Source organism: Verrucomicrobium sp. 3C, assembly GCF_000379365.1.
GTDB lineage: Bacteria > Verrucomicrobiota > Verrucomicrobiia > Methylacidiphilales > Methylacidiphilaceae > Methylacidimicrobium.
Map to the genome: position 1 here is coordinate 1,959,877 of NZ_KB901875.1, position 20,044 is coordinate 1,979,920.

Here is a 20,044-nt window from a genome sequence, read left to right on the forward strand (position 1 = left end):
TGGTGGAAGTGACCAAAATTCTAGGGACGCAGCAGGTGTTGAAAGGGGTAAACCTCGAAGTCGCGCCAGGGGAACGTCTTTTCATCGTCGGGCGTAGCGGTGCCGGCAAGAGTGTCTTGCTCCGCTTGATTCTCGGTTTGATCAAGCCGGATTCGGGAGAAATCTGGTATGGTGAGACGAACCTCGTTCCCTTGAGGGAGCGCGACCTCGCGCCGCTGCGACGCGAGATGGGGATGGTCTTCCAGAATGGAGCCCTTTTTGACTTCATGAACGTCGAGGACAATGTGTCTTTCGTGCTGCGAGAAAGGCGAAGGCCGGAAAGCGAGGTCGGTCAGCAAGTCTCGAGAATTCTGGAGCGACTCTTCCTCAAAGGACACGAGAAGAAGATGCCTGCGGAGTTGAGCGGAGGGATGCGCAAAAGGGTGGCGCTGGCCCGGGCGATCATCTCTCGGCCGAAGCTCATCCTTTACGATGAGCCGACTGCCGGACTCGACCCGATTGGAACCACAGAGATCACGGACCTGATCCGATGCCTGAACGAGGAGTTTGGGGCGACGACCATCGTGGTGACGCACGATATGCGCAGCGTGGAGCAGATTGCGCAACAGGTCGCTTTCCTTCACGCGGGGCGGATCCACAAAGTAGGCTCGCCGGAACAGTTCCTCTCGTCCGAAGAGCCCGTGGTGAAGGCTTTTGTTCATGGGTGGGTCGAGGAACCGGCCGTTGGGGCTTGTTGAGCTATGGCGACGAAACACGCGGAGTTCCAAGTTGGTGTTTTTCTTCTCACTGGCTTGGCCGTGATCGGGGCCCTCGTGGTTCTGCTTGGACGGTATGGTGAAAAATTTCGGCCAACTTATGAGATCAGCGTGGAGTTTCCGAATGCTTATGGGCTTGTGAGGGGTGCGCCGGTTCAATTTGCCGGCGCTCCCGTAGGCCGGGTGGCTGGAAGCCCATATCCAATTCGGGAGGGGAGGGCAGTGGAAACGCCGCTTAAACTATACGCGGATGCGAAGATCCGGAAAGACGCTCTCTTTCAGATCGTCGACGTGGGCATGCTCGGCGACAAGGTGATCGAGATCACGCCAAAGGGTACCACGGCCCCCTTCCTCAAAGAGGGCGATCATGTCCGCGGAACGCGTCAGCAGACGATCATTGACCTGGCCGGAGAGTTCCGGCCCGTGGCGGAGTCGGCGGGTAAGGCCGCCGACGAGGTCGGAACCTTGATCGGACGGGTGAATGAGGAGGTTCTTACGGCGGACGTCGCAGCCGAGATCCGGGCGACGATCAAGGATCTCCACAGCGTGCTTGCGCGAACGGATCGCATCCTCGAAGAAGCGCAATACGGCCGGGGACCGATTTCACGCCTGTTGAACGATCCAGCACTGGCAAGCGATCTTCGGGACTTTATCTATAACCTTCGGAGAAAAGGGGTTCTTTTTTACTCGGATGTGGCGACTCGGCAGGAGCAGGAGGGAAAGCCGGTGTCGGCTCCGCAGGTGCGGCGGGTGAGCGACGAACGACCCGTGGAGAAGACGGCTATTCCCCGAAAGCGTCCTTAAGCAGATGCCGGAAGCTGACTCAAGTGGGAGGGAGACGAGAATGCTCGGTGCCGTTCTCGTCGCGGCGGGACAGAGTCGAAGAATGGGCTTCGATAAGATCTTTCGTCCTTTGACGACGCGAAGCGCGCTAGAGCTCTGCCTGGAGAGGATTTCCGCGTTCCCGCGCATCTCCGAGATCGTGGTCGTGGTGGCTCGCGAGAGGCGGGAGGAGGCTGCCCGACTCATTTCGCTACTTGCGCTTCCCATGTCGGTGGAGGTCGTCGAAGGCGGAGCAGAACGGCAGGACTCGGTGGAAGCCGGTCTGCGAGCCTTGAGCCCGAGATCGGAGTTCGCGCTTGTTCATGATGCCGCCCGGCCCTTCGTGACAGCAGAACTGATGGAAGCCATCTTCCAGGTTGCTCAGCGGGAGGGGGCGGCGGCTTGCGGGAATCCGAGTTCAGACACCGTGAAGGAAGCCGATGAGCAGGGAAAGGTGGTGGCGACGCTCGACCGCCGGAGGGTCTGGAATGTGCAGACTCCCCAAATTTTCCGCCGGGAGCTTCTGAGGGAAGCCTACCGGCAATTGCGAGAAAGAGGAGAGAGCGCCACGGATGACGCCGCCGCCGTGGAAGCAATCGGACACGCGGTCCATCTGGTTTCCTACACCGGTTTCAACGGGAAGATGACCCGCCCCGATGATTGGGAATTGGCTCGCCAGCTATTGCTGGGCAAGCGTGCACTCTAGCCGCCATATCTCATAAAGTTCGTACCCGAAGCGAACGAAACCCTATTTGATCTCCCGATGGAGAGTGTGCCGGCGCAGGTGGGGGTTATACTTCCGAAGCTCGATGCGGCTTAGCTGGAGCTTTTTGTTCCTGGTGCCGAAGTAACGCGAGGCAGGCTTTTTCTCTGCCTTCGCCTCCGTGCACTCTAAAATAACTTGTTCCCTGGGCATAGTCGAAAAAAGTAAAGAGCGGAGCCGACGCGTGTCAATGCGCTTCCGCAGAATCATGAGAAAGCGGACCAGCAGGCCTGAAGGAAAAGAAGTGGCGGGAAGCAGGGGCCCCGCTGTGCCTGCGTGGGAGGTCGCGATGCGAAGGCAGGCCAGGCTGGAGAAGAGCCTGACTTTGCCCAAGGAGGTCCATGAGATTCGCGTGCTCGCCAAAAAGCTTCGCGCCTATCTCCAGCTCTTCCGCGGAACGTTCCCGGAGCGGTGCGTTTCTCTAGAGGAGAAGCGCATCAAGCAGATCGCCAGGAATCTCAGCCGGGCCCGGGACGAGGATATTTGCCGTCAGGTCCTACGATGGCTGGCGGCAAAGGAAAACAAGGAGAGTCGGCGGAAATGGTTGCAAGCGACGCTTGTTCCATTCCCGGAACCGGCGGCAACGGACTTGGACAAGCGAATGCTGGCCCAGGCGAGAAAGGGCATCGAGGCCAGGCGGCTGCGGCTTCTCGCGCTGATCGGCAAGCACTCGGCGAAGGAAGGAAAGTTGGAGGAGTTGCTGCAAAAGGAGTACGGGAAAAGTCGACGAGCAATGGGAGAAGCGGTTCACGAAGGCAGCCCCGAAGCCTTTCACCAGTGGCGGAAGCGGGTAAAGCGGCTCGGTTACCAGATTGAGGTTTTTTGCACCCCCTCCCGGAAGGGGCTCGCTCGTTTGGAAAGGAAGTTCCTCCGGCTCGGAAGGCTTCTGGGAAAGTTGCAGGATCTGCACGTTCTGAAAGGTTGGATCGAAAGCCAGGCGAACTCACCGGCGCGAAAACTCGTTCCGCTCCTGGACGGCTGGATGGCCCGGTACCGAAAGGAAGCGGAACGGGAGGGAAGACGCTGTTTTCGGATGAGCAAGGGGAAGTTTCTCTCCCTTCTCGAGTAGCGTGTCCAATTTCGTACGGGAAGCCTTCCGTACGCTCCCCTACTGGTCTTCCTGGGATACCGGCCTCGCGCGCGGGTAGCGATTCTCCCGTTGGATCGATTGCGCCTCTCCGTAGAGAAGATAGGGCCTCCGGGCTTGGGCAAAGGACCGTTCAGAGCCTCGCCATTCCGAGGCGATTTCTCCTACACTCTGACGGCGGGTCAATAGGGTCAAGATGGAAGCATTCCCGTAGAGCTTGCAGAGCATCTCCTTGCCGTTTGCCGAAGCCGTTCGCAAAAGCGAGGGGTGCGAGGCTTGGTTCGCTCGGGAGGCCAGGTAGATACCCAAGGCGGTAAGATTGGCGCTGGTCCTCGGGCTGATTTCCAAGCGTACCGCTGCCCCGCCGTGTTCTCCTGCTACCGGGAGCGCCTGAACTCCGGCGTAGCCGATCCGGTTGATTTCCTGGGCGAGCGAAAAAGCATCCAGGCCTCGGCCGGCTACATATTGGAATGGTGCCGTGGTCCAGCCGACTCCCGAATCGGCGCCGAGATCTCCCAGGAACCCTGTCACCACATAGTAGAGCGGTGAGGTGGCCCAGGGGATGTTGGGAGAGGTCCGTATCCAGGGTAGATTGGTGTCTCCCCAGACCATGTCGCGTCGCCATCCCTCCATGGCGATGACCTGGAGCGAACAGGGGTGGGCAACCCAGCCCATCCGGTTGGCCATCCGGGCGATCTCTCCGGCGGTCATGCCATGGACGTAGGGCACCGGGATCCGCCCCACGAACGACTCCCAGGGAGGATGCACGAGAGGTCCCTCGATCCGGCGGCCTCCCAGGGGATTGGGCCGGTCGAGCACGAAAAAGGGGATGCCGAGTTCGCCGGCCGCATCCATGGCTTCGATCATGGTGCTGATGTATGTATAGCTGCGGCAACCAATATCTTGGAGCTCGAAGACCAAGGCGTCGAGGCCCGCCAGCATGGCAGGGGTCGGACGGCGCGTATCCCCGTAAAGGGGATAGACGGGGAGTCCAGTCAGCGAATCGCGGCGGAAGGAGACGTGCCGTCCGGCGCGAATGTCCCCAGAGATGCCATGCTCCGGGGCAAAGAGAGCGACGAGTCGGACTCCGGGGGCGCGCTTGAGGACCAAGCGGGTGGGGCGCCCTGCCGAATCCACGCTGGCCTGATTGGTGACCAGGCCGACCCGCTTCCCGGTCAAAGGGGCAAATCGCGTGCGTTCCAGAACGTCGATCCCCAGTAAAATAGAGATCGCTTCCGCTCGCAGGAGAAGGGACCAGGAGAGGAGAAGCACCAGGAACTGACCCGTCCTCTTGACAGGGATAAACGGGAGGCGATAGTGTTTGCGCGCTTTCGGACGCAGGAAGCGGGAAGAAGGGCTACTCCACGGAAGTCGCGTCATCGAGGGACATGTCCTTTGGTTTGGTGCTCCGTAGACGAATAAGCGAACCGAGGACGAAAAGATTTACTTTCTTGCCCAGGCTGGGCAACCGCCAACATGCTACGGCGCAAGGCCGACGTGAGCCAGCACAATTTTAGCCGATCCTGCGCCCGAACTTGCGGGCGCGCGTTTGTTTTAAATGGGAATCGGCTCACTGGCGGAAAACGGATTCGAGAGGCTCGGCTTGTTCCCTGATCGCGAGCCCAGAAGATCCAGTCCCACTCCTGCCATGATGCCTCCCAACCCGGATAAGCCTCTCGCACCGATCGCCGACCCGCTTCGCGAAAAGCTTTCCGCCAAGGTTGCCTACTTCTCCATGGAAATCGCGGTGGACGAGGAGATTCCTACCTACAGCGGTGGGCTGGGCGTCTTGGCGGCCGATACGCTCCGTGCTGCCGCCGGGTCGCTGCTCCCGATGGTCGGCGTAACCCTGCTTTATCGGCGGGGCTATTTCTTTCAACGCTTCGACGCCCAAGGATGGCAGCGGGAAGAAGCGGTCGCCTGGTCTCCGGAAAATGTCTTGTGCGAGCTTCCCGATCGGGTTTCCGTAGTTCTCGAAGATCGGACCGTGCAGCTGCGTGCGTGGCTTTTTTGGATTCGCGATGCGGGCGAGGGAAGGGTTCCGATCCTTTTTCTCGACACCGCTCTCCCGGAGAATTCCGAGTGGGACCGCGCCCTTTCCTATTTTCTCTACGGAGGGGATAGTCGCTATCGACTCTGCCAGGAGGTGATCTTGGGCATCGGCGGGGTTCGGATGCTGCGCAAGCTTGGTTTTGAGCGGCTCGAGCTCTTTCATATGAATGAAGGGCATTCGAGCTTGCTCACTCTGGCGCTCCTCGAGGAGGAGGCCAAGCGTGCCGGCCGAACCGAGCCTACAGGAGAAGATATCGAAGCGGTGCGGAGCAAGTGCGCGTTCACGACCCACACGCCGGTCGCGGCAGGGCACGACCGCTTCCCGCTGGATATGGTGAGGAAGGTCATCCGATTGCCCGCGATTGCCGACAGCGAATACAAAGGCCGATTTTGTTGCGATGGGGAAATCAACCTGACCCATCTCGCCTTTGAGTTTAGCCATTACATCAACGGCGTCGCCAAGCGGCACTCGGAAGTCTCTCGGGTGTTGTTTTATCCCGCGACGATCGATTCGATCACTAACGGCATCCACGTGCCCTATTGGGCGAGCCGGCCGATGCAGGATCTCTTCGACCGCCAGATCCCTGGTTGGCGTGCCGACGCTTTCAGCCTTCGCTATGCGATTGCGGCTCCTCTCGAGGAGGTTCAGCGTGCACATGGGCAGAGTAAGGAGTGCCTCCTTCAGTACGTAAATCGAGAGACGAACGCGGGGATGAACCCCGATGCCCTGACCATCGGATTCGCTCGACGAGCAACCGCATACAAGAGGCCGGAATTAATCCTGACCGACATCGAGCGGCTCAAGCGAATTTCTGGCAGGAAAGGGCCGGTTCAACTCATTTTCGCAGGCAAGGCCCATCCGCAAGACGAAGAAGGGAAGCGGGCGATTCAACGCATCATCCAGTCTCAGATCCGCCTTCTGCCGGAAGTCCGGATGGTCTATCTCGCGGAATACGACCTAGCCCTGGCGCGGCTCGTGGTCGCGGGGGTGGATCTCTGGCTCAATACGCCGCAGCCTCCACTGGAGGCTTCTGGAACAAGCGGTATGAAGGCCGCCATTAACGGGGTCCCCAATTTTTCAGTCCTCGACGGCTGGTGGATCGAAGGGTGTATCGAGGGAGTAACCGGATGGTCGATCGGACCGGATCATTATCGGCGGAAAGAAGGTTCCGACGTTCAGAGAGATGCCCGCGATCTCTATGACAAGCTCGAGGATGTCATTGTTCCCTTGTTCTACGGAGACTCCGAGGGATACGCGCGCGTCATGCGTCAAGCGATCGCGCTCAACGGCTCCTTCTTCAATGCGCAGCGGATGTTGCAGCAGTATGTCCTGAAAGCTTACTTTGCTTAGGAAAGGATGATCGCAGACGCATAGGGCAGTCGCTTCTCCCCCATTGAGCTTTTCTTGGCGGACTGCCAAGAACGGGGTTCTAGCCTGCCTATCTCCCAAGCGTTCTCCTGCGGCTTGCGAAATGGAACCGGCTGCTTCGTTGGGACTTGGGTTTTTGGCCCTCCTCGCCGTATGTTGTCATACATCTCCGGGGGAAACCTGCGCTCCGCGTTGCATCCAGGCCCATCGGCTCGCGCCTCGGGTACGAACTTTGTGAGAAATGGCGGTTAAAGCATGAGCTCGAGCATGGGAGATCCGGCGGAGGGTCTTGCCGACCAGGAAACGCCGACGCGGCAGGAAACGGATAGCATGGGACCGATCTCGGTCCCGGCCGATCGCTATTACGGGGCGCAGACCGCGCGCTCGTTGATTCATTTTTCGATCGGTTCGGAACGGATGCCGATCGAAGTGATTCGCGCTCTCGCTCTGCTGAAGAAAGCAGCGGCGCTGGTCAACCGGGAACGGAGAGTTCTTCCCGATGACAAAGCCAGATGGATCGTGGCAGCCGCCGATGAGGTCCTGGCGGGAAGGTTCGATGACGAGTTTCCTCTGCGGGTCTGGCAGACCGGAAGCGGCACGCAATCCAACATGAATTGCAACGAGGTCATCGCGGGACGAGCCAACGAACTGGCAGGAGGGCGGCGTGGAGGGAAAAACCCAATCCATCCCAACGACGATGTCAATCGATCGCAGTCTTCGAACGACGTCTTCCCTTCGGCCATGCATTTAGCCGTGGCGCTAGCGCTTCACCATGGGCTCTGTCCGGAATTGGATAAGATGGTCGATTGTCTGCAGAGGCGCAGCCGGGAGTTCGCGGGCATCGTCAAGATCGGCCGAACGCATCTGATGGATGCCGTGCCCTTGACGCTTGGACAAGAATTCGGGGGATATGTGGGGCAGATCGAACTGACGTTAGCAGACCTTCGTGGCCGGATGGCTTCTCTCCATGGCCTGGCGATCGGCGGGACGGCCGTGGGCACCGGGCTCAATGCGCCCGCTGGCTTCGGCGAAGGGGTCTCGGCAAAACTCGCGGAGTGGACGGGATTGCCCTTCTTTTCGGCTCCCAACAAGTTTGCCGCGCTGGCTTCCCATGAGCCGCTTCTCGCCGTCAGTTCTTCCCTGCGCAACTTGGCGTCGTCTCTTCTCAAGCTGGCCAACGATATCCGCTGGATGGGCTCGGGGCCGCGCTGCGGATTGGCCGAGCTGCATCTGCCGGAAAACGAGCCCGGTTCCTCCATTATGCCGGGGAAGGTCAATCCCACGCAATCGGAGGCGATGGCGATGGTCTGCATCCACGTTATGGGGGCGGATGCGGCGGTTGGGTTTGCGGGTTCGCAAGGCAATTTCGAGCTCAACGTGTTCAAGCCGATGATCGTATTCAACGTCCTGAACTCCGTCCGGCTCTTGAGCGATGCCTGCCGCTCTTTCCGGGCCTTTTGCCTCGAAGGGCTCTCTCCGAACCTCGACGTGCTTGGCGGAGAGGTCGAGCGGTCGCTTATGCTGGTCACGGCTTTGACAGCCCGGCTGGGCTACGATCGATCGGCCAAAATTGCTCAGCAGGCCTATCGGGAGCATAAGACCATTCGGGAAATTTGCGTGAGGGATGGTCACTTGTCCGAGCAGGAGTTCGACGTATTGGTCCGGCCAGAGAAGATGGTCGGCGACGGGCGGCAAGGATGAGAGGAGGCGAATCTTTCCCAGGCGGCTTTTCGCGCAATTCCCTCTCCGGGGCGGAGAAGGCGAGGCGCTGGTCCGGTCTGATCCCGGAGTGCTCAATGGGGAGGTAAGGCACGAATGGAAAGCCAGGCGGGTGGGAAGCAGGCGGCTCCGGATTGGCCGACGCAGGAGAAGCCGAGTGAAAAACGCCGGTTCGTTTCGATGATGGACATTCCTTGTGTACGCGCGGAACTCGAAGGGAGAAGAATCGTGGTGACGAATGGCTGCTTCGACCTGCTTCACGTCGGCCATCTTCGCTGCCTCCATTTTGCCCGGTCGCTGGGGGACCTGCTCTGGGTAGGAGTCAACGACGATCGATCGGTGCGACGGCAAAAAGGGGAGAATCGGCCCATTCACCCGGAGGCGGACAGAGCAGAGATGCTTGCCGGCTTGCGGCCGGTCGATCTCGTGACGGTCTTCTCCGGCACGCGGGCGACCGCGTTTCTCCAAGCGGTACGACCGACGGTCTACGTCAAGGGCGGCGACTACCGGCGAGAGACGCTCGACGCCGAAGAGCGCGAGGCGCTGGACAGGATGGGTGTGGAAATCCGATTTTTTCCGCTGGTGGCGGGGAGGTCGACCACAGCGGCTTGGAAGGCCCTGCACAAACGATGAGTTCGCGGAAGAGAGTCTTGTTGGGTGTCCTTGGATCGGGGCGCGGCAGCAACTTCGCCGCCATCCTGTCCTCGATCGTCTCAGGGCGACTTTCCGCCTCGATTGCCGTGGTCATCAGCGATCGGGAGGATGCTGGAATCTTGGGACTGGCTCGAGAAGCGCAAATCCAGACGGTCGTCTTGCGCCAGGGGAGGTACCGGACCCGGCTGGATCCGGATATCGAGGAGGAGCTTGCCCAGTATCTTCGGCGGTTCCAGGTCGACCTCGTGGTCCTTGCCGGTTTTCTGAGGGTCCTCAAGGGGCCGCTTCTGACCGCCTATCCGAGAAGGATCCTGAATATCCATCCTTCGCTCCTCCCCGCATTCAAGGGGAAGGAAGCTTGGAAGCAGGCATTGGAGGCGGGAGTGGTCGAGACGGGCTGCACGGTCCATTGGGTGGAGCCCGAGGTGGATAGCGGCCCGATCCTTGGGCAAGAGAGAGTGCCGATCTGTCCTGGAGACACTCCCGAAAGCCTTCATGCCCGGATTCAAGAAGCGGAGCATCGTCTTTACCCGGATGTCATTCAGCGCGTGATCGATCGAAAACTATGGCAGAGGATCCATTCGTAGAAGAGCAGGAGCTGGACTTCTGGGGGAAGTCGAGGATGGAAGGGTCAACTCCCGGAGGGAGCGCGGAAAAGCCCCTTTCGGTCGGCGAATTGACGCGGATGGTCCGTGGCCTTCTCGAGGCGGGCTTTCCCCAAGTCTGGGTCGAGGGAGAAATCTCGAATCTGCGGAGTCCGAGTTCGGGTCACGCCTATTTCACCCTCAAAGACGAGAAGGCCGTCATCCAGGTCGTCCTCTTCCGCTCCGACGCGGCCCGCCTGCCGATTCGTCTTCGGGAAGGCGCCGCAGTCGTCGTCCGGGGGCGGTTGACGGTATTCGAAGCGCGGGGTCAATACCAAGTCGTTGCGACCGATGTTCAAGCCCGGGGTGAGGGAGCCCTGCTCGAGCGGTTGGAGGCGCTCAAGAAGAAGCTCGCGGCGGAAGGGTTATTCGATGCCGCTCGGAAGCGAAGGCTTCCTCTCTTTCCGGAAAGAGTCGGCTTGGTTACGTCCCTCAAGGGTGCCGTCATCCAGGATTTTTTGCGGATCCTGGAGCGGCGCGCTCCCGGGCTGGAGATTCTGGTTCGAGATGTGCCGGTGCAGGGAGCCCAGGCAGCCAAGGCGATCGCCGCCGCAATCCGAGCCTTTAACGATCCTCCGTCCGTCGATGTTCTGGTGATCGCTCGCGGCGGGGGCAGCCTGGAAGATCTGTGGCCGTTCAACGAGGAACTCGTTGCTCGCGCTCTGGCGGATTGTCGTCTGCCCACGGTCTCGGCAGTCGGTCACGAAACAGACTTTACGATTGCCGATTTGGCCGCAGACCTGAGAGCTCCGACGCCTTCCGCCGCTGCGGAGTTGATCGCTCGGGATTGGAGCGACTGGCGCGGGGAAGTTGCGCAGTTGGCTCGAAGAGCCGAGCGCGCGGTTGCCAGGATGCTGGAGATCAGCCGCGAAAGGCTGGTGCGAGTGGCAGGAAACCCGTTTTTTTGCGAGCCTTCCCGCATGATTTTGCGCTGGCAGCAGATGCTCGATGAGCAAGAAGAAGCGCTGGACCGTTCGCTCCGGCGGGCGCTATCTCTCAAGAGAGAGCGCTGGGAATCTCTCGTGCGCCACTGGAGGGCCGTGCGGTGCGAGGAGCAGATTCGGCGTTTGTCGGAGCGAGTGGGTCAGTGGGCGGCTCGCTTGGCCTCGCTGAGCCCGGAGTCGACATTGGGGCGCGGATATGCCATCGCATTTGACGACCACGGCCGTATTCTACGGGCGGCACGATCCGATCTCATCGGGAAAGAGGTTCGGCTCAGGCTCGCTTCCGGCCGTCTGGATGTGTGCGTGCTTCGGCTCGTCGCGGAGGAAACCCGGGCGGGAGAGAAGGCCGATTCCGAAAATGTCTGAGAATCTTATTCGATTTCCATCAAAGACGAGCTTGACATTTCCGGTGAAGTTGGCGACTATTATCCTTCTCGCAAGGGCGGGTTTTGTCCCAAGAGGGGGGATACGGCGAATGCCCATGTAGCTCAGTTGGCAGAGCACGTCCTTGGTAAGGACGAGGTCACCGGTTCAAGCCCGGTCATGGGCTCGGTCACAGGGAAGGTAGACAAGAAAGTCAGTTATTGGAACCGGAACGGTCAGGAAGACTAGAAGCGAGGAGTATTCATGGCGAAAGAGAGTTTCGTACGTTCGAAGCCGCATGTGAATGTAGGCACCATCGGGCATGTGGATCATGGGAAAACCACGCTGACTGCGGCGATTACCTCTGTCCTTGCCAAGAGAGGTCTTGCGGAGAAGAAGGGTTACGATCAGATCGATAATGCTCCGGAAGAGCGGGAGCGTGGCATCACGATCAGCACGACACACGTCGAGTATCAGTCCGATAAGCGTCACTACGCCCACGTCGACTGTCCAGGTCACGCGGATTACATCAAGAACATGATCACCGGTGCCGCTCAGATGGATGGAGCTATTCTCGTCGTGAGCGCGCCAGACGGCCCCATGCCACAGACGCGCGAGCATATTCTTTTGGCTCGCCAAGTCGGGGTTCCGGCTATCGTGGTCTTTCTCAACAAGGTCGATATGGTCGATGACCAGGAGTTGATCGATCTCGTGGAGCTAGAGGTGCGCGAGCTACTGAGCAAGTATGAATTTCCAGGGGAGAAGATCCCGATCGTTCGGGGCAGCGCGCTCAAGGCCCTAGAAGGGGATCCGGAGCAGGAAAAGAACATCTTATCGCTGATTGCTTCCATGGACGAGTACATCCCGATCCCGGAGCGGCCGAAAGATCTGCCCTTCCTTATGCCGGTCGAGGATGTCTTCAATATCGAAGGTCGGGGAACGGTGGTGACGGGTCGTGTGGAGCGAGGAGTGCTCAAGCGCATGGAAGAGGTGGAGATCGTCGGTATCCGTCCGACCGTTAAGACCGTGGTGACGGATATCGAAATGTTCCGAAAAATCCTCGAATCCGCGGAAGCCGGAGACAACGTTGGGGTCCTGCTCCGCGGCACTAAGAAGGAGGATGTCGAGCGAGGCCAGGTCGTTGCAAAACCAGGAAGCATTACTCCGCACACGAAGTTTAAGGCTCAGGTGTATGTGCTCTCCAAGGAGGAGGGGGGACGCCACACGCCCTTTTTCGCCGGATATCGGCCCCAATTTTATTTTCGCACGACGGACGTCACCGGTAATGTGAAGTTGAAGGAAGGGGTCGAGATGGTGATGCCCGGCGACAATGTCGAGGTTGAGGTTGAGTTGATCACTCCCATCGCGATGGAAAAAGCGATGCGGTTTGCCATCCGCGAAGGCGGCAAGACCGTTGGCGCCGGCAGGGTGGTGGAGATACTGGCGTAGCGAAGGAGTTGAATCCGATAGCGAATCTGCGTACCTAAAAAAAGAGTATCTGCAACAGGGCAGTAGCTCAATTGGTAGAGTAGCGGTCTCCAAAACCGTCGGTTGGGGGTTCGAGTCCCTCCTGCCCTGCGGCTATGCAAACTATTTCCTTATCAACTATCTCCTTGTCAACATGGATCGCGGTAGCGATCGGCGCGATCGTTGTCGGTGCGCTGGGATGGGTGTGGGCGCGATACAGAAAGCGGACAGCGACCTTTCTGACCGAGGTTTCGAAGGAGCTGAAAAAATGCGCATGGCCATGGGATCCCCAACAAAAAGGAGCGCGGCGGTATCGGGAACTGATCGATTCGACCGTGGTGGTCTCCATCTCCTCGGTGTTGCTCGCTGCGGTAGTGACCCTGGCCGACTTTTTGCTTGTTCGGGTGGTCGGTTTTGTCACCAGGCTGCACTTGTAGGAGGTCGATGAAACCCTTGGAAGAAGTGCACGAAGCCGGATCGAGCGACGAGCAGGGTGGAAGCGCGGAAGCAACATCGGAAGATCGGGGTCAATGGTACGTTCTGCACGTGCTCTCGGGTCACGAAGGGCGCGTGAAGAAGAACATTGAAAGACGGATGCAAACCGAAGAGATGGGAAACCTGATCGAGCAAGTAGTGATCCCGGTGGAGCGCGTTTCGGAGATCCGGAGGGGAAAGCGCGTCCAAATGGACCGGAAAATCTACCCCGGCTACGTTTTCGTCCGAATGCAGCTACGCGACGGTCAAGAAAAGCTGATCGAACGGAGTTGGTACTTCATCCGGGAAACCCCGGGCGTCATCGGCTTTGCGGGTGGGGAAAACCCGTTGCCGATGCCACCCGGTCAAGTCGGGGACATTTTGCGCCAGATGGAGGAGGGGAAGGAGCGGCCTACGCCCAAGACCTCCTTCGCCGTCGGGGATCGCGTGAGGGTGGGTGACGGTCCGTTTTTGAACTCGGAAGGGGTGGTCGAAGAGGTGGACTTGGAGCGCGGGAAGCTCTGGGTTTCCGTCAACATGTTCGGACGCTCGACACCAGTGGAGTTGGAATTCTGGCAAGTCGAAAAGGCAGCGTAAAAGGCGGAGGGATAGGGAGCGAATCGTCGTCGCGGATGCACGGGCGCTTAGTATTTAGGGTCTTGCGTACTACGCGGATCAGCAGGTGAAGGAGGGAGAAAAAAATGGCCAAGGAAGTACACGCGATCGTTAGGCTCCAGATACCGGCCGGGCAAGCGAACCCTGCCCCGCCCGTCGGTCCGGCTCTCGGGCAGCACGGCGTGAACATCATGGGCTTCTGTAAGGAGTTCAACGCGAAGACGCAAAAGGAGGCGGGCATGCTGCTTCCCGTCGTCATCACGATCTATAAGGACAAGTCCTTCACCTTCGTGACGAAGTCCCCGCCGGCTGCGGTGCTGCTGAAGAAAGCGGCCAATATCGCTACTGCCTCCAAGGAGCCGAATCGCGTAAAGGTGGCAAAGGTCGGACGGGCGCAGGTGATGGAAATCGTCCGGCAGAAAAAGAAGGATCTCAATGCGACTTCCGAGGAAGCCGCATTCCGCATCATCGCCGGCACGGCGCGCAGCATGGGGATCGACATTGAAGGGTGACAACTCGAGCGGATTAGCATTCAAGCGGGATGTTTTGGAAGGAAGTAAGACGTGAGTTCTAAGCGAAGCAAACGTTACCGTGAGGCGGTGCAGCATCTTGAGGCGGGAAAATGCTACGGGATCAGCGAAGCTGTGGAGGTTCTAGCGAAGATGCCTAAGGGGCGCTTCGACGAGTCAGTGGAGCTGTCGATGCATTTAGGGGTAGATCCAAAACAGGGCGAGCAGATGGTCCGTGGCAGCGTTCGTCTTCCGCACGGTTCCGGGAAGAAGGTTCGAATCGCCGTCTTTGCCCGGGGCTCGGCGGCAGAGGCAGCGAAAGCCGCCGGGGCCGACTTTGTTGGCTTCGAGGATTTGATTAAGAGAGTCTCCGAGGGATTTACCAACTTTGACGTTGCGATCGCCACCCCCGACGCGATGCAGGAGGTGCGCAAGCTCGGGCGGGTGCTAGGTCCGCGGGGGCTGATGCCGAATCCGCGCACCGGAACGGTCACGGAGGATGTGGCTGCCGCAGTCACAGAGTGCCAGGCAGGGCGAGTCGAGTTCAAGATGGACAAGAGTGCGAACGTGCACGTCGTGATCGGAAGGCGCTCGTTCCCGGCGGGCGCTTTGCAGGACAACGCCATGCAGGCGATGGAGTCCGTTCAGAAGGCAAAGCCGCCTGCGGCGAAAGGGCGATACGTGGAATCGCTGACTCTTTCCTCGACCGTCAGTCCGGGCATTCCATTGGATGCAGGGACATTTCAGCACAAATAGCAGGGAAGGGAAAGGGACCAATCATGAGGCCGGAAAAAGAATTGCTCTCGATGGAGATCCGGAACTGGCTCGAGGGTTCGGCCTATGTTCTTTTCGTAGCTTACTCGGGCCTTCGTGCGGAGGAGTTTCGCGAGTTACGCCAACGCCTCTCCGCTGTGGGGGCGCGTTGTCGGGTCGCGAAAGTTCAGGCGCTGACACGCATCTTGCGGCAGGCTCGGCAACTACCAGTGGAATGGGAACTGAAGGGGCAGGTGGCCGCGATTGCTCACGGCGACATGATCGCCGCCTCGAAATCCCTTAAGAATTTCACGGCCGAATTCACTCGGCCCAAGCTGGTGGGCGGCCTGCTCGATGACCGTCCCCTGAGCGCCGCGGAGGCAGCGGCGATCGCCGAACTGCCCGGACGGGAAGAGTTGCTGGCGAAGATGCTCGGGCTGTTGCAGGCGCCCGCAACGCGATTGCTTTGCGGGATGGCCGAGCCTTCCAGAGCGTTGGCGCGAACGCTCGCCGCGTATGAAAGGCAGCGGGCGAGCGCGACGTCGGAGTAGGCTGGGAGCGGCGGAGCTCGGGTTGTAAAAAAGCTTCGGAGGAAGAAGCCGAAGAGGGCGATGGAAATCGCCCGAAGGGAAGGGAAAAAGGATCCTGCTAGCCTCGGAGCCCTCCGGGGAGAATCGCCGACGCGGGTGCGTGGCGCTACGGGATCGGAAAGGGTATCATGGCAGACTTGAGTGCGATTGTGGAACAGTTGAGCAACCTCACGATTCTCGAAGTGGCGGCGTTGGTCAAGCAGCTCGAAGAGAAGTGGGGCGTCAGTGCCGCGGCACCCGTCGCGGTGGCGGCGGCTCCTGCGGGCGGGGGCGAGGCCCAAAAGGCGGCAGCAGAGGAAAAGACCTCGTTCAATGTGATCTTGAAGGCTGTGGGCGGCAACAAGATCGCGGTGATCAAGGAAGTTCGGGCCGCCGTCTCGGGACTTGGGCTCGCGGAAGCAAAGGCCTTGGTGGAAAGTGCTCCGAAGCCGGTCAAGGAGGGAGTAACCAAGGAAGAGGCGGAAACGATCAAGAAAAAGATCGAAGCAGCGGGTGCCCAGGTCGAGATTCAATAAACGATCCGAACGGAATCGGGAAAAGAACGTCGGGGCCCGGTGGGGAAACCGACCGGGCCGGTCGACGCCGGCCGGTAGATGGCGGAAAATGGCATGAGTATAAGAGCTTGGCAGAGAGTAAACTTCGGAAAGATTGCGGAAACAGTGCCCTTGCCGAACCTGATCGCACATCAGATTCGATCCTACGAGGAGTTTCTCCAGTTGAGCGCTCCCCCAAACGAGCGGAAGCCAGAAGGCCTTCACGGTGTCTTTCTCGAAGTCTTTCCCATTGAGAGCTACGACGGGAAGGTACGGCTGGAATACCTTTTCTACGAATCGACTCCGCCGAAGTTTTCGCCTCTCCATTGCCTGCAAAATGGGGAGACCTACGCGGCCGCGCTCTATGTGACGTTTCGTCTGCGCGACGAAAACGGGGTCAAGGAAGAGCGCGTCTACATGGGGGAGCTCCCTTTGATGACCGATCATGGAAGCTTCGTCATTAACGGCGCGGACCGGGTGATCGTCAGCCAATTGCACCGTTCGCCGGGAATCTGCTTTGAGTCGAATCTCCACCTGAATGGCAAGGTGCTTTACTCCTTTCGAGTGATTCCGGATCGGGGCACGTGGCTTGAGGTTGCTTTCGACACGAGCGATCTTCTTCACGTCCATTTAGATCGAAGAAAGAAGCGGCGAAAGTTTCTGATCACCACGCTGCTTCGTGCCTTGGGTCATGGAAGCGACGAAGCGATCCTCGAGCTCTTCTACCCGATCGAAGACCTCGACCTCGAAGCGGCTCCGCCAAGCGACGAAGATCTCCCCAACAAGGTGCTGGTGCGCGAGGCGCGTGATCCCCGGGATACGGAGAAGGTGCTTGTGAGAGGGTTGGAGCCCCTCACGGGGGCGGCGGTGCGTCTTTTGCTGGAGGCGGAAGTCAGGACGATTCGGGTGGTCGACATCCGGGAGGACGACACGATTGTGAAGTGCTTGCGCCGGGACTCCGCGCGCGATCAAGCGGAGGCTCTCAAGGAGATCTACCGGCGTTTGCGGCCCGGGGATCCGCCGACCGAAGCCAACGCGAGGCTTTTGCTCAAGAGGCTTCTTTTCGATCCCAAACGTTACGACGTGGGTCGAGTCGGCCGATACAAGATCAATCAGAAGCTGGGGCTCGACACCAGCTTGGAGACGCGCACCCTGACCCCAGAAGACATCGTGGCGGCCACTCGTTACCTGATCTCCCTCCAGCATGGCGAGGGAACGACCGACGATATCGACCACTTGGGGAACCGGCGCGTGAGGAGCGTGGGTGAGCTTGTGGCGAGCCAGTGTCGGATCGGCTTGGCGCGAACGGAGAGGCTCGTCAAGGAGCGGATGACTCTCTTCGATGTCAACACCGAGGGAATGACGCCGCAGAAGCTGATCAATCCGAAGGCGCTTTCTGCCACGATTCGCGACTTTTTCGCACGCAGCCAGCTCTCCCAGCTCATGGACCAGATCAATCCGCTCTCAGAGATCACCCATAAGCGAAGGCTTTCTGCGCTCGGGCCCGGTGGGCTCTCCCGGGAACGGGCTGGCTTCGAGGTGCGCGATGTCCATCCTTCTCACTATGGCCGCATCTGTCCGATCGAGACGCCGGAAGGACCGAACATCGGCCTGATCGCTTCGATGTCGTGCTTTAGCCGATTCAACGACTACGGCTTCTTGGAGGCACCCTACCGCAAGGTGGTGAATGGCAAGGCGAGGGACGAAATCGTCTACTTGTCTGCCGATCAGGAAGAAAACGTGATTATCGGGATGGCTAGCACGCCCGTGGGAGCGGACGGACTCATCCAGACCAAGCGGGTCGCTGTCCGCTTTCGGGGCGAATTCATGGAGGTCGATCGGGAAAAGGTCAACTTTCTCGATGTCTCTTCCAAGCACATGGTCTCCGTTGCCACAGCCCTCATTCCCTTTCTTGAGCATGACGATGCCAACCGCGCCCTGATGGGTTCGAACATGCAGCGTCAGGCGGTCCCTCTGCTGAGTCCGGAAGCTCCGATCGTTGGGACTGGGATTGAGCGTCGAGTCGTCCAGGACGTCGGGGCGGTTCTCCTCAGCGACGTGGATGGGGAGGTTGTCTCGGTGAGCGCAACCGAAATCGTGATCGAGCCGTCGTCGCAAGAAGCTGAGAGGAAGAAAAAGGGCGGGATGCGCACGTTCTCGCTCCGGAAATTCATGCGGTCGAATGCAGGGACCTGCATCAACCAGAAGCCGATCGTCCGAAAAGGGGATAAGGTGAAGCGGGGAGATCCGCTGGCGGACGGCCCGTCTACGACCAACGGAGAGCTGGCTCTCGGGCAGAATCTGCTCGTCGCGTTCATGCCGTGGAACGGTTACAACTTCGAGGATGCGATCATTCTCTCCGAGCGGCTGGTCAAAGAGGATCTTTTCACGAGCGTCCATATCGATGAGTTTGAGATTGTCGCGCGGGATACGAAGTTAGGTCCTGAGGAGATCACCAGAGATATTCCGAACGTCGGCGACGATGCGCTAAAAAATCTCGGGACCGGCGGCACCGTGCGGATCGGCGCGGAGGTCAAGCCCGGCGATATCCTGGTCGGCAAGATCAGCCCGGTGAGCGAGACCGAGCTCGCCCCAGAGGAGCGGCTGCTTCGTGCGATCTTCGGCGACAAAGCTGCCGATGTGAAGGATTCGTCGCTACGAGTCCCATCCGGCACAAGTGGAATCGTCATGGACGTGCGCGTGAGCAGCCACCAGTCCAAGGCCGAGAAAGAGAAACTGGACCTGAGCGAAGCGAAGCAGAAGGTCAAAGAGATCGAAAGCCGCTACGAGCAAAAGGAAGACGAGCTCAAGGAAGAGCTTACCCAGGCCCTCTCTAACATTTTGCTGAACGAAAAGATCCCGCTGGACGTCGTGGATGCGGAAACCGGAGAGATTTTGATTCCGGCGAACCGCAAGATCACCAAGACCCTCCTGCGGAAAATGGCCTCTTGTTGCAATCACATCGAGATCGACCCCAGCCCAATCCGAACGAAGATCTTTGAGATCATCGGGAGCTTCGAGTCGAAGTTTGAGCAGCTTCGCAACGATAAGGAAGGCGAGCTCGATCAAGTGGAAAGCCGGGAAGACATCGAGCCGGGAATCGTCAAGCAGGTCAAGGTCTACATTGCCAGCAAGAGGAAAATCTCCGTCGGAGACAAGATGGCCGGTCGGCACGGCAACAAGGGAGTGGTTTCCCGGATCGTTCCTGTCGAGGATATGCCTTGCTTGCCGGATGGAACTCCGGTTGACATCGTCCTCAACCCCCTGGGTGTGCCTTCCCGGATGAATGTCGGCCAGGTACTGGAGACGCACCTGGGCATCGCCGCCAGAAAATTGGGGTTTGCGATCGCCACGCCCGTCTTCGATGGGGTGAAAGAGGAGGAGATCCAAAACTTCCTCCGCAAGGCTGGATTAGACGAGGACGGCAAGACCGTTCTCTACGATGGACGCACCGGGGATCGTTTCGATCAGCGCGTCGTAGTGGGCGTCATCTACATGATGAAGCTAAACCACATGGTGGCCGATAAGATCCACGCCCGCGCGGTTGGACCGTATGCACTGGTTACCCAGCAGCCGCTTGGGGGAAAGGCGCAGTACGGCGGGCAACGCTTTGGAGAGATGGAAGTCTGGGCAATGGAGGCTTACGGTTCAGCCTACACGCTCCAAGAAATGCTCACCGTGAAATCGGACGATGTTTCGGGGAGGACCCGCATTTACGAGACGATCGTGAAAGGAGAGAACTACTTGGAACCTGGTCGTCCGGAATCGTTCAACGTCCTGGTGAAGGAGCTTCAAGGTCTCTGCCTCGACCCGAAGATCGGCGTTCGGGCACCCTCCGATGCGGAGATGATGGGCGGCGAGGAGCGGAAGGCTTTGGTCGGCCCGGAAGCGGCATGATCTACCCTCACCTGCCTTGCATCCAGGCCCATTC

At 59.4% G+C, this 20,044-nt stretch carries 19 protein-coding genes and 2 tRNA genes; 19 read left to right on the forward strand and 2 right to left on the reverse strand.

Annotated features, from left to right (window positions below; all coding sequences use genetic code 11):
• Positions 1–8: 8 nt before the first annotated feature.
• From A37A_RS0110275 to ispD, 3 genes are read left to right on the forward strand one after another with little or no spacing between them, the layout of a single operon-like run.
• Positions 9–737 carry an ABC transporter ATP-binding protein gene (locus A37A_RS0110275; RefSeq protein ID WP_231363853.1) on the forward strand — a complete coding sequence of 243 codons (729 nt, stop codon included), beginning with the start codon at positions 9–11 and terminating at the stop codon, positions 735–737.
• Between the two features lie 3 nt (positions 738–740).
• A complete protein-coding gene (locus A37A_RS0110280) occupies positions 741–1,559 on the forward strand; it encodes an MlaD family protein (protein WP_018291421.1) in 819 nt (272 codons plus the stop codon).
• Positions 1,560–1,599: 40 nt separating this feature from the next.
• Complete coding sequence (gene ispD / locus A37A_RS0110285; RefSeq protein ID WP_020494295.1) at positions 1,600–2,283, forward strand: 2-C-methyl-D-erythritol 4-phosphate cytidylyltransferase; 684 nt, start codon at positions 1,600–1,602, stop codon at positions 2,281–2,283.
• A 42-nt stretch (positions 2,284–2,325) separates the two neighbouring features.
• On the opposite strand, the gene rpmG is transcribed toward ispD, so the two are convergent.
• Positions 2,326–2,493 (reverse strand): 50S ribosomal protein L33, encoded by a 168-nt coding sequence (gene rpmG / locus A37A_RS0110290; RefSeq protein WP_026195776.1) that lies wholly within the window; start codon positions 2,491–2,493, stop codon positions 2,326–2,328.
• Between the two features lie 136 nt (positions 2,494–2,629).
• Between rpmG and A37A_RS0110295 the strand changes: the two genes are divergently transcribed.
• Positions 2,630–3,409: a CHAD domain-containing protein gene (locus tag A37A_RS0110295; protein WP_196799576.1), complete on the forward strand. Its 780-nt coding sequence runs from the start codon at positions 2,630–2,632 to the stop codon at positions 3,407–3,409.
• A 39-nt stretch (positions 3,410–3,448) separates the two neighbouring features.
• Here the strand turns inward: A37A_RS0110295 and A37A_RS0110300 are convergent, their stop codons facing one another.
• The gene (locus tag A37A_RS0110300; protein ID WP_018291425.1) at positions 3,449–4,807 is read right to left on the reverse strand and encodes an exo-beta-N-acetylmuramidase NamZ domain-containing protein; all 1,359 of its coding nucleotides are present in this window, start codon (positions 4,805–4,807) and stop codon (positions 3,449–3,451) included.
• Positions 4,808–5,075: 268 nt separating this feature from the next.
• Here A37A_RS0110300 and glgP point away from each other — a divergent pair, with 268 nt between their 5' ends.
• The 15 genes from glgP (at position 5,076) to rpoB (ending at position 20,010) form a co-directional block, all read left to right on the forward strand.
• Entirely contained in the window at positions 5,076–6,830 is a 1,755-nt protein-coding gene (glgP, locus tag A37A_RS0110310; protein ID WP_020494299.1) for an alpha-glucan family phosphorylase, read from the forward strand.
• A gap of 273 nt (positions 6,831–7,103) precedes the next feature.
• On the forward strand, positions 7,104–8,549 hold the full coding sequence (gene fumC / locus A37A_RS0110315) for a class II fumarate hydratase (RefSeq protein WP_020494300.1): 1,446 nt from the start codon (positions 7,104–7,106) through the stop codon (positions 8,547–8,549).
• A gap of 114 nt (positions 8,550–8,663) precedes the next feature.
• Positions 8,664–9,200, forward strand: a complete 537-nt coding sequence (locus A37A_RS0110320; protein WP_018291428.1) for an adenylyltransferase/cytidyltransferase family protein — start codon at positions 8,664–8,666, stop codon at positions 9,198–9,200.
• Positions 9,197–9,808, forward strand: coding sequence for a phosphoribosylglycinamide formyltransferase (gene purN, locus A37A_RS17005; protein ID WP_018291429.1), 612 nt, complete (start codon positions 9,197–9,199; stop codon positions 9,806–9,808). Before A37A_RS0110320 ends, purN begins: the two co-directional genes overlap by 4 nt.
• A 35-nt stretch (positions 9,809–9,843) precedes the next feature.
• A complete protein-coding gene (gene xseA, locus A37A_RS0110330) occupies positions 9,844–11,175 on the forward strand; it encodes an exodeoxyribonuclease VII large subunit (protein ID WP_231363855.1) in 1,332 nt (443 codons plus the stop codon).
• A gap of 111 nt (positions 11,176–11,286) precedes the next feature.
• Positions 11,287–11,359 (forward strand) — tRNA-Thr (locus A37A_RS0110335).
• A 77-nt stretch (positions 11,360–11,436) separates the two neighbouring features.
• A complete protein-coding gene (gene tuf, locus A37A_RS0110340) occupies positions 11,437–12,621 on the forward strand; it encodes an elongation factor Tu (RefSeq protein ID WP_020494301.1) in 1,185 nt (394 codons plus the stop codon).
• A 56-nt stretch (positions 12,622–12,677) separates the two neighbouring features.
• Positions 12,678–12,750 (forward strand) — tRNA-Trp (locus A37A_RS0110345).
• A 35-nt stretch (positions 12,751–12,785) separates the two neighbouring features.
• Positions 12,786–13,076: a hypothetical protein gene (locus A37A_RS0110350; protein ID WP_018291432.1), complete on the forward strand. Its 291-nt coding sequence runs from the start codon at positions 12,786–12,788 to the stop codon at positions 13,074–13,076.
• A gap of 7 nt (positions 13,077–13,083) precedes the next feature.
• On the forward strand, positions 13,084–13,710 hold the full coding sequence (gene nusG / locus A37A_RS0110355) for a transcription termination/antitermination protein NusG (RefSeq protein ID WP_018291433.1): 627 nt from the start codon (positions 13,084–13,086) through the stop codon (positions 13,708–13,710).
• Positions 13,711–13,814: 104 nt separating this feature from the next.
• Positions 13,815–14,240, forward strand: a complete 426-nt coding sequence (gene rplK / locus A37A_RS0110360) for a 50S ribosomal protein L11 (protein ID WP_020494302.1) — start codon at positions 13,815–13,817, stop codon at positions 14,238–14,240.
• Positions 14,241–14,291: 51 nt separating this feature from the next.
• Positions 14,292–14,993, forward strand: coding sequence for a 50S ribosomal protein L1 (gene rplA / locus A37A_RS0110365; protein ID WP_026195780.1), 702 nt, complete (start codon positions 14,292–14,294; stop codon positions 14,991–14,993).
• A 23-nt stretch (positions 14,994–15,016) separates the two neighbouring features.
• Positions 15,017–15,541 carry a 50S ribosomal protein L10 gene (rplJ, locus tag A37A_RS0110370; protein ID WP_018291436.1) on the forward strand — a complete coding sequence of 175 codons (525 nt, stop codon included), beginning with the start codon at positions 15,017–15,019 and terminating at the stop codon, positions 15,539–15,541.
• A 167-nt stretch (positions 15,542–15,708) separates the two neighbouring features.
• Complete coding sequence (gene rplL / locus A37A_RS0110375) at positions 15,709–16,095, forward strand: 50S ribosomal protein L7/L12 (protein WP_020494303.1); 387 nt, start codon at positions 15,709–15,711, stop codon at positions 16,093–16,095.
• 93 nt (positions 16,096–16,188) lie between these two features.
• On the forward strand, positions 16,189–20,010 hold the full coding sequence (rpoB, locus tag A37A_RS17010; RefSeq protein ID WP_020494304.1) for a DNA-directed RNA polymerase subunit beta: 3,822 nt from the start codon (positions 16,189–16,191) through the stop codon (positions 20,008–20,010).
• The last annotated feature ends 34 nt before the right edge of the window (positions 20,011–20,044 follow it).